Genomic DNA, 8,478 nt, shown 5'->3' with positions numbered 1-8,478 from the left:
CACCGTTCCGGGCTAAAATGAATCTGGTCTCGACGCCAGCATTAAGCGCGTTTTCGGTTGCGCCCCTCGCGGGCTTTCGCGTTCCAGCGCTTGGTGCCGCCTGCGCTGTCGCGCGCCACACCGCGGCGCGCGTTCTCGATGACAGTCGCGCTGGACACGAATCCGCAGTCCGGGCCGGACACGAGAAACGGCTTAAAGCTGGCCGCTCGCTTCGGGCAGGACGCCGCGCGGTGCTGGTTGGAGCACCTCATTCAGGCGCGCTCTCGCTCGCGCCCAAATGGGCGCTCACGAAGGCGCGAGCGCGAGCGCGCAGATAGATCTAGTCGGTCGGTGTCGTCGGAAAACCGCGATGTCACAGCATCGCGGTGGCAGGCGCGTGAACGCCTTCGGAGATACAGCAATGTCTAGTAACAACTCGAGTAGCAAGGTCGTTACGGTCGATGAACAGGCACTCAAACAGGCGGACGAGCAGGCGGTCGATGAAGACGGCTTCCCGGTCATCGACGAGACGCCGGAATTCGAGGCAACGGTCGAGCAAGGGGTCCAAGCAAAGGTGGATGCGAACCACCCAGATGGCATCGTCGATACGAGCGACGACCGGATTCACGGCGCGACCCTCGAGCAGGAAGAGCGCATTCGAGCACGAGAGGATGAACTTGAGCGAATCAGTGCCCAGGCCGGGATGGGACTGCAGGAAGGTCGTGCAAAGCGGACACGGGCGATCGCTGCGGACCAGAACAAAGCGAGCCGTGTGGAATTCCAGAAACGGGCGGCGAGCGTGGACCCAATGGCGGATCCGGAGCGAGCGGATCCCCGTACAGAGCTCTCTCGAGAGCAGTTGGCGGCCGTGAACAAGCAGTCGATGCGACTCGCGAAGGAGTTGGATGGCTGGTCTCGAGCGGCGATCAGCCGGCGGTTGAGTGAGGCCGTCGTCGGTGGCCAAGACCTGACGAGTGCGGTTGTCAACGTGTTCGAGGAGCTGCAGACGGCGCCCGGGCACGTGATCCCCATCGCGAAACTCGAGGAGGTTTCTCGAAAAGAGGTGAGCATCGAAGGGCGTGTCGAAACCCTGTGGGATCCCTCGCATCCAAGCATCGCACAGGTCGGGCTCATCGCAGACGACAGTGGACAGACACGCGTGACGATCTGGAAGTCTTCAGACGCGCCATGGATTGAGGAAGGCGAGCAGGTGCGGATTCACAAGGCTGCCCGGAACTGGCACGAAGGCCGTGTTTCACTGGCCGTGACCGGGTGGTCGATGATCCACTTCCCTGAGCGCGGCCGCTGGTGGGAATAGCCGAGGCGAAGCCCCTTTTTTGCCGGTGTGAACGCAGTCACCGCCACCTCCCACCACCTCCACGGTCCGGGCTGCTCACGGCCGGTGGCCGTTGCGCTGCCGGGCTTTCGCCACGGCATAAGTCCGTACCATGTCATGGCATTGTCGTTGTCTGGAGAGGATCTTCACGTGTGATTGGTGTACTCGTCTTCCGATCCGATTCAGAGGTATATGATGACAGCCTATCGTTTCCGCGTCAAAATCAAGTGGGACCGATCGCACTGTAGCATGATACCGTCATCAGGATAGTAGTGCAATCGCGGACGTACAGCAGTTGCTTACCTCTGTGCGCGGACGGTTGTCCGCACAGGTTTAGCTTATTTTCAAGAGATCCGCTATTGATCGGTCAGTCGTACTTTCGAAAACCCATGTCACGGGCCATCTCTCGAAACGACTGCCGACATAGCCAGATATCGTACTTGCCGATCAAGCCCTGTTCTCGGCCAGTGTCTCTGCAGACGCGTTGGTTTCCGGTACGTCCGCTGTTCGCGCCGATACTATCATTTGCTTCACTTTTAGAGTCGATCGACGATCCATTGGTCATATCAACTCCTCCGCTTTCCGTCTCAATGAGGGTTCGATCGTCGTGTCCTCCGAGAGTTCCTCGAGAGTCGTCATGGCATTACAGTCGGCTAAACCGTTGAGTGCATGTCGACGGAACTCACCGCGGAGGCCGCCCATTCGGACGAGAATTCCGAGGTTCGTCGTCTCTCTCGCTCGAACGAGCGAATCGATCGCCTTGTACCGTTGCGTTGATGAAACGTTTTTCTTGACTGCCGTTTGGAATGTTGTAGACATCGTTCAGTAGGTTCTCTGGTCAATTATCGTGCGTCCTCGAGATCGCAATACGATCCTTCGTGAGCCGAAATCCACGCTGTCACTAGTGAGTCCTCGGGCGAGATCGAGTAGATTGTACACAAGTTCGGACCCGAGTCCATCGATTCAATGATCGCACAGCACTCCGGTGCCGGGTGCTCAGCCGACGATGTGAATCTCGTATCGGTCACGTGGTCAGTCAGGTATTGTCGCTTAATCTGCAATTCCGATCTCTTCTTGGCCGTCGCGTTCGGGGTTCTCTGCCTCATCTTCGTCAGCATCTTCGGGCGGCTCAAACGTCGGGAAACGATCGTTGAACGTCTCCCACTCGGCGTCCATCTCCTCATCGGTGAGCAGACAGCGCTCGAGATGTTCACGGATCGACTCGTGATCAATCTCGGTACCGATCAACACTAGTTGACTGCCGCGGTCTCCCCACTGTTCGTCCCACATCTCTTCGAGTTCGGGGTACGCTTCGAGCTGTTCGTCGCGTTCCTCGGGCGGGAGGGTCGCGATCCAATTCCCAGCGGGTGCGACCCGAATCGACTGTCCAGCGACGTTCAACATGAGCGCCATCTCCTCGCGCCCGGCGAGCCAGAAGTGTCCCTTGGATCGGACGACGTTCTCGGGGAACGCGTCGAGTAGTTCAGCGAACCGCTCAGGATGGAAGGGACGCCGCGCCTCGAAGACAAACGAGGTCACGCCGTGTTCTTCTTCGGCTGATTCATGGGGATCTTGGAGCTCTTGCATCCAGCCGGCCGATTGGCTCGCTTCCTCGAAGTCGAACCGCCCAGTGTCTACCACCTCATCGACGTCTACCCGACCATGGGTCGTTCGGACGATCTCGGCACGGGGCTGGAGGATCTCTAGGGTCTCTTCGATCTCGTCGAGTGTCGCCTCGTCGACGAGGTCACACTTGTTCAACAGGAGGATATCACAGAACTCCACCTGTTCGACGAGCAGGTCACCGAGGTGTTTCTTCGTCCCGTCATCGTCGAGGATCTCGTCCGACTGCATCGCCTCGTTGAACTGGTGGGCGTCGACGACCGTCACCGTCGTATCGAGGTGACAGTTCTCGAGCGGCTCGATACCTGTCTCCTCGTAGAACTCAGTGGGATCGAGATCCGACTGATCGAATCCAAGCGTCAGCGTTTGCGCGACAGGTAGTGGTTCGGCGACGCCCGTCGACTCGACCACGATCGCATCGAACTCCTGATCACGTGTGAGTCCGCTGATCGCGTCAAGCAGGTCACCACGCAGTTCGCAGCAGATACAGCCGTTCGAGAGTTCGATCAGCTCCTCTTCGTCTGCCGAGATATCTGATGATTCGGCGACGAGGTCCGCGTCGACGTTGACTTCGCCCATATCGTTGACGAGTACGGCGAGATCTCGGTCACCGCCCTCGCGCAGTATATGATTGAGTGTCGTCGTCTTGCCGGCACCGAGCGTTCCGGAAAGAACTGTCACGGGGATTGTCTGCTCATCCATGTGTTAGCAACATCTACTTCCATGGTAATATAAGTTATTACTCCGTACGAAGACCTTATTAACAGTCGCGAATTATGTTCAGACACCGACGCGACGAATCTCGTATGACGACATGCAACTCAACCCGGAAATTCGGCTGTATCATCGTTGGAGGAGGAATCCACGGAACGTATCTCGCCCAGCGGCTCCTCGAAGACACTCCCTTCAATAGGTCCGACGTTCTCATCGTCGATCCCCACGACCGATTGCTGGCGTCGTTCCGCGAGAAGGCGAGAGCCTGCGGCATGGAGGAGCTCCGATCGACGTTCGTTCACCATGTCGGAACCGAGCCGTTTGGTCTTGAGAGCTTCGCCGAAGCGAACGATCGGGGGAATGAACTCGTCCAGACGGTCGACTACCCGCCGCGCCCATCCCTTGATCTTTTTCTTGATTATTCAGAGTATGTAATCAAACGGAAGGATCTCGAATCGCTGCATCGTCGGGCCGCCGTCGACGCCATTCATGAACTGCCCAGTGCGACGGGACTTCGGCTCGAGACGACTGCGGGACCAATTGACACCGAACATTGCGTTCTGGCGATCGGCCACGGCAATCGGTATCGATGGCCCAACTGGGCGGCCGGTCTCGACGGCGTCGACCACGTGTGGGAGGGGTTCGATCCCAACACTTCGGTCGACCGAACCATCGTTGTCGGCGGTGGCATCACGGCCGCGCAACTCGCGTGTACGTTGAGCGAGACGCAGTCGGTGGTTCTGCTCTCACGACACCCGCTCGAGTGGGAGGTCTCCGAGGCGGATCCGCCGTGGATTAACTGGTCGTACCTCGAGCGGAACCTCCACGTCCATCCGCCGGGCTCGAGCGACCGGCTCGACGTAATTTTGGATGCTCGACACACCGCGACGGTTCCGCCGTATCTCTACGCCGAGTTCGAGAACCGAATTGACGACGGCGTGCTCACACTCACACAAGGAGAAGTCGACTTAGCGGCGGAGGAAGACGAATCGGTTCGGCTCTCCCTAGACCACGGGTTGCAGTTACTTGGAGACCGCGTCGTCCTCGCGACTGGATTCGAACCGGTATTCAATCACCCGCTCATCGACCGAATTGTCGACGAACTTGAACTGTCTCGTGGCTATCGAGAGATGCCCGTTCTTGACGACGATACGCTCGCTTGGCAGTGCGACGACGAACGATTCGTTCCGTTGTATGTCTCCGGAGCGCTTGCCCTCGGGTCCGTCGGTCCGTACGCACCCAACATTCCGGGAGCTAGACGAGCCGGCGATCGGATTACGGCAGCCATCACGCGACGTCTTCGCCGTTCTGGAGCAGGAGGTACGAGCGGATCGGTTCACGAAACGAATGTGTCCGATTGACCTACTACAGTCTGGCGGTGACGAACGTGTTATATTCCGTTCACTTCAGGCGCTGTATACGTGTTCCTCAATGAATGTGTAATTTCTGTCATCAGTATGTCCGGCATTAAGACGCTGATGACCGCCATATATCACAGATGCTATTCAAATGGAATGGGTGTTAATAGGATGTCGGATAGCACAACACAATAACTAACAATTTAGTGCCTGCAGTTCATAACTACATCTCGATGAGCGATACCATCCCAGTAACCGTGCTATCGGGTGCGCTCGGTGCCGGCAAGACAACCACACTCAACCACGTCCTGACCGAAGATCACGGTCACGAGGTCGCTGTCCTCGTCAACGACATGGGCGAAGTCAATATCGACGTCGAACACATTGAACAACAGTCGGAACTCTCACAGTCTGACGAAGAGGTCATCGAGATGTCTAACGGCTGTATCTGCTGTCGACTCCGTGGCGATATGCTCGACGCCGTCGGCGAACTGGTCGAGAACCGCGAGTTCGACTACCTCCTCGTCGAGTCATCCGGCATCTCAGAGCCGATCCCTGTCGCGCAAACGTTCGCGCTCGGCTTCGAGGATGCGGAGTACGATCCCACCGACGACTACCACCTCGATACGATGGTATCGGTCGTTGACGCACACGCGATGTACAAGGGATTCGATTCCGGGAAAGCGCTCACGAGCGACGAACCGGCCGCCGGGACCGATCGCGTGCCCGAAGAAGTGCTGCTCGATCAGATCGAGTTCTGCGACGTTCTCTTGCTCAATAAGTGCGATCTTGCCCCCAGCGCGGACCTTGATGAAATTGAGGCCGTCCTGAAGGCGCTGCAACCGCGTGCGAAACTCGTCCGCACCGAGTTCGGGCGTGTCGATCCAGGGGAAATTCTCGATACGGGGCGGTTCGATTTCGAGGAGGCGCAAAACTCCGCTGGCTGGAAACACGAACTCCAGGAGGGGCACCATCATGACGCCGCCGCGGAGGAGCACGGCGTCGAATCGTTCGTCTTCCGGGCAGATCGGCCGTTCCACCCAGAGCGATTCGCAGACCTTCTGCGAAACCTTCCGTCGGCTATCATTCGTGCGAAGGGGTTCTTCTGGTCGGCTGGCCGCGAAGACGTTGCAATGGGTCTTGACAAAGCAGGCCAATCGGTACGAGCTGGCCCCCAAGGACAGTGGATCGCAACGCTTCCAAAGCAGCAACAACAGCGGTACCTCCAAGCAACCCCTGGACTTGAAGACGAGTGGGACGACCAGTGGGGAGATCGCGGTGCCAAACTCGTCTTCATCGGTCGTAACTTCGAGGCAGCTGAAATGAATGCGTGGCTCGAGGACTGTCTGCTCAGCGACACGGAGATGGACGAAGACTGGAGTACGTATCCCGATCCGTTTGGAGTCGAAGAACGGGAACTCGCACTCGCGGACGACTAGACCGGCTTCTTTTTGCGGCGGCCGACCTGCGGGCTCGTAGTCATATCTCTGGTCTCGAAACGCCACGCTGTTTCATTTTGAGTTCGGACTCAAGCAACCCAGCGATCAGCTCTCCCGCTCGTCTGGCACCGATTACGTTCCGAGCAAATGGGCCGAGAACCTGCTGTGCGGCAACGCCTGAAACCGCGATCCGCGAGGGTGTCCCATCCTGACGCATCCATCGGAGCGTATCGTCGTCCAGAACGGGCGCCCCACGGTAGCCCGTCTGCAGCGTCGATTCTCGGCGTAGATGGCGAAACAGCTCATTATCGTACTGCGATCCGAATCCTGTCGCGCAGACCAGTTTGTCGAGACAGAACGCGCTGCCGTCCCGACAGGTGGTGACGACCGTTCCGCCGGCTTCGGTTGCGACTGTTATTTCGGAGCGTTCGAGAGCCTGTCCAAGAAACATCGACAGAGAAATCATTTTCGACGGATTCCCAACCCCTCATGACATAGATTTTATCTAGTAGAAACCCCTATACTGGGTACGATTCTATCTGTGACATCTAACTTTATCCAATACGACCAAGATCAGCAACACCTCTTGCCGAAGAACCTCGCGGAGTGGGTCAAAGAGGATAGCCTCGAACGGTACGTCTCCGACGTCATCGATCATCTCGACAACGAGGGTCGGCTCGATCCGTTCTATCCAGAGGAACGGGAGGACGGCCGCGGGCGGCCGTCCTTCCATCCCGTGATGATGCTGAAAGTCCTCGTCTTCGGCTACTGTATCGGCATCCGCAGCTCCCGCAAACTCGACCGTCTCCTCGAACGTGACATCGCGTTTCGCTACCTTGCCGCGAATCAACAGCCCGACTTCCGCACGATCAGCCTCTTCCGCAAGAACCACCGCGAGAAGTTCGAACACCTCTTCGTTGAGATTCTTCGTCTCTGTCGGGAAGCTGGGATGGCTGAGATGGGCGAAGTCGCCCTGGACGGCCGTCGCGTCCAGGGCGACGCTGCCCTCGACCAAAACCGGACTCGTGAACAGATTACCGAAGAGATCCAGGACATCCTCGATGAAGCCGCCGAGATCGATGAGGCCGAAGATGACGAATACGGCCCCGAACACCGCGGGGACGAGCTCCCGGAGGAACTCCGGGAGCAAGAAGACCGACTGGACCGATTGCGGGAAGCCAAGGACAGACTCGACGCCAAGGAACAGCAACGCAAAGCAGAGCAAGCCGCGAAAATTCGCCAACGAGAACGAGAAGAGGAAGAAATGGGGCGAAAGAAACGTGGCCGGAAGCCCACACCTCCGGAGGAGGTGGAGCTTCCGGAGGACACAAAAGCAAACACGACAGATCCAGCGAGTCAAACGCTCAAAACCAGCAATGGCTGGAAACAGGGCTACAACGGCCAAGCAATTGTGGACTGCGACACGCAAGTCATCGTCGCTCAGGATATCACGACTGACGCAAACGACGTCCAGCAACTCAAGCCGATGCTAGAGACCTGCGAGGAAGTGAACGGCAAGCGCCCGGAGAAGGCGCTTGCCGACGCCGGGTATTGGAGTAATGCGAACGCGCAGTTAGCGGATGAGCAGACTGAACTGTTCATTGCCACGACCAAAGACTGGAAGCGACGGAAAGAACTGCGAGAGGCGGATCCGCCCCGGGGGCGGATCCCCGATTCGTATGGCCCGAAAGAACGCATGGAGCGGAAGTTGCGAACGAAACGGGGCAGACGGATCTATCGCAAGCGGAGTCAGACCGTGGAAGCAGTGTTCGGACAACATGTTACACGGGGTTGTGATCGGTTCCTATTGCGAGGAACGAAGGGAGCGAATGCAGAGTGGTCGTTGTTTGCGGCGACACACAATCTCCTGAAGCTGTGGCGGTCCGGCCGAGGGCCGGACAGCCACGCAGTCGCCGACGCGATAGCACGATAGCCACTCCCGATCTTTTGGTTTTGTCGATGGTGAACAGGAGTGGAGTCGCCCGCGTATATGATAGAACCGGTCAACTGGATTCTTGGACAGGCTCTC

Annotated in this window: 8 protein-coding genes and 2 pseudogenes; 5 read left to right on the top strand and 5 right to left on the bottom strand. The window is 58.0% G+C overall.

All coding sequences use genetic code 11. The annotated features are described in order from the left end of the window. Together BSG09_RS21185 and BSG09_RS19460 are read left to right on the top strand one after the other, a co-directional pair. Nucleotides 1-317, top strand: a pseudogene (locus BSG09_RS21185) (hypothetical protein); the annotation flags it as partial. Between the two features lie 83 nt (nt 318-400). Continuing rightward, entirely contained in the window at nt 401-1,297 is an 897-nt protein-coding gene (locus tag BSG09_RS19460; RefSeq protein WP_092936083.1) for a DNA-binding protein, read from the top strand. Nucleotides 1,298-1,682: 385 nt separating this feature from the next. Here the strand turns inward: BSG09_RS19460 and BSG09_RS19455 are convergent, their stop codons facing one another. The 4 genes from BSG09_RS19455 to BSG09_RS19440 are packed head-to-tail and all read right to left on the bottom strand — an operon-like array spanning nt 1,683 to nt 3,640. After that, the gene (locus BSG09_RS19455) at nt 1,683-1,880 is read right to left on the bottom strand and encodes a 30S ribosomal protein S14 (protein WP_092936079.1); all 198 of its coding nucleotides are present in this window, start codon (nt 1,878-1,880) and stop codon (nt 1,683-1,685) included. Further along, nucleotides 1,877-2,134: a hypothetical protein gene (locus BSG09_RS19450; protein ID WP_092936077.1), complete on the bottom strand. Its 258-nt coding sequence runs from the start codon at nt 2,132-2,134 to the stop codon at nt 1,877-1,879. The genes BSG09_RS19455 and BSG09_RS19450 overlap by 4 nt, the downstream gene beginning before the upstream one ends. A gap of 23 nt (nt 2,135-2,157) precedes the next feature. Beyond that, nucleotides 2,158-2,421 carry a DUF7511 domain-containing protein gene (locus BSG09_RS21905; protein WP_463508968.1) on the bottom strand — a complete coding sequence of 88 codons (264 nt, stop codon included), beginning with the start codon at nt 2,419-2,421 and terminating at the stop codon, nt 2,158-2,160. Further along, on the bottom strand, nt 2,366-3,640 hold the full coding sequence (locus BSG09_RS19440; RefSeq protein ID WP_092936075.1) for a GTP-binding protein: 1,275 nt from the start codon (nt 3,638-3,640) through the stop codon (nt 2,366-2,368). The genes BSG09_RS21905 and BSG09_RS19440 overlap by 56 nt, the downstream gene beginning before the upstream one ends. 104 nt (nt 3,641-3,744) lie before the next feature. Here BSG09_RS19440 and BSG09_RS19435 point away from each other — a divergent pair, with 104 nt between their 5' ends. Next, a complete protein-coding gene (locus tag BSG09_RS19435) occupies nt 3,745-5,013 on the top strand; it encodes an FAD/NAD(P)-binding protein (protein WP_092936073.1) in 1,269 nt (422 codons plus the stop codon). A gap of 230 nt (nt 5,014-5,243) precedes the next feature. After that, nucleotides 5,244-6,449, top strand: a complete 1,206-nt coding sequence (locus BSG09_RS19430) for a GTP-binding protein (protein ID WP_092936071.1) — start codon at nt 5,244-5,246, stop codon at nt 6,447-6,449. 40 nt (nt 6,450-6,489) lie between these two features. On the opposite strand, the pseudogene BSG09_RS19425 reads toward BSG09_RS19430, so the two are convergent. Beyond that, nucleotides 6,490-6,882 (bottom strand): annotated as a pseudogene (locus BSG09_RS19425) (hypothetical protein); the annotation flags it as partial. 108 nt (nt 6,883-6,990) lie between these two features. Here BSG09_RS19425 and BSG09_RS19420 point away from each other — a divergent pair. Beyond that, entirely contained in the window at nt 6,991-8,382 is a 1,392-nt protein-coding gene (locus BSG09_RS19420; protein ID WP_092930117.1) for a transposase, read from the top strand. Nucleotides 8,383-8,478: the final 96 nt, after the last annotated feature.

This window comes from Natrinema hispanicum, assembly GCF_900111485.1.
In the GTDB taxonomy this organism is placed as follows: Archaea; Halobacteriota; Halobacteria; order Halobacteriales; family Natrialbaceae; genus Natrinema; species Natrinema hispanicum_A.
The sequence above is the reverse complement of the archived record's forward strand: the minus strand, read 5'-3'. Positions and strand labels throughout refer to the sequence as shown.

Bases quoted from the DNA above. Each gene is read 5' to 3' on its own strand.
- BSG09_RS19450 (WP_092936077.1), bottom strand. From the start codon at position 2,134: ATGTCTACAACATTCCAAACGGCAGTCAAGAAAAACGTTTCATCAACG.
- BSG09_RS19460 (WP_092936083.1), top strand. From the start codon at position 401: ATGTCTAGTAACAACTCGAGTAGCAAGGTCGTTACGGTCGATGAACAG.
- BSG09_RS19435 (WP_092936073.1), top strand. From the start codon at position 3,745: ATGACGACATGCAACTCAACCCGGAAATTCGGCTGTATCATCGTTGGA.
- BSG09_RS19430 (WP_092936071.1), top strand. From the start codon at position 5,244: ATGAGCGATACCATCCCAGTAACCGTGCTATCGGGTGCGCTCGGTGCC.
- BSG09_RS21905 (WP_463508968.1), bottom strand. From the start codon at position 2,421: ATGAGGCAGAGAACCCCGAACGCGACGGCCAAGAAGAGATCGGAATTG.
- BSG09_RS19440 (WP_092936075.1), bottom strand. From the start codon at position 3,640: ATGGATGAGCAGACAATCCCCGTGACAGTTCTTTCCGGAACGCTCGGT.
- BSG09_RS19455 (WP_092936079.1), bottom strand. From the start codon at position 1,880: ATGACCAATGGATCGTCGATCGACTCTAAAAGTGAAGCAAATGATAGT.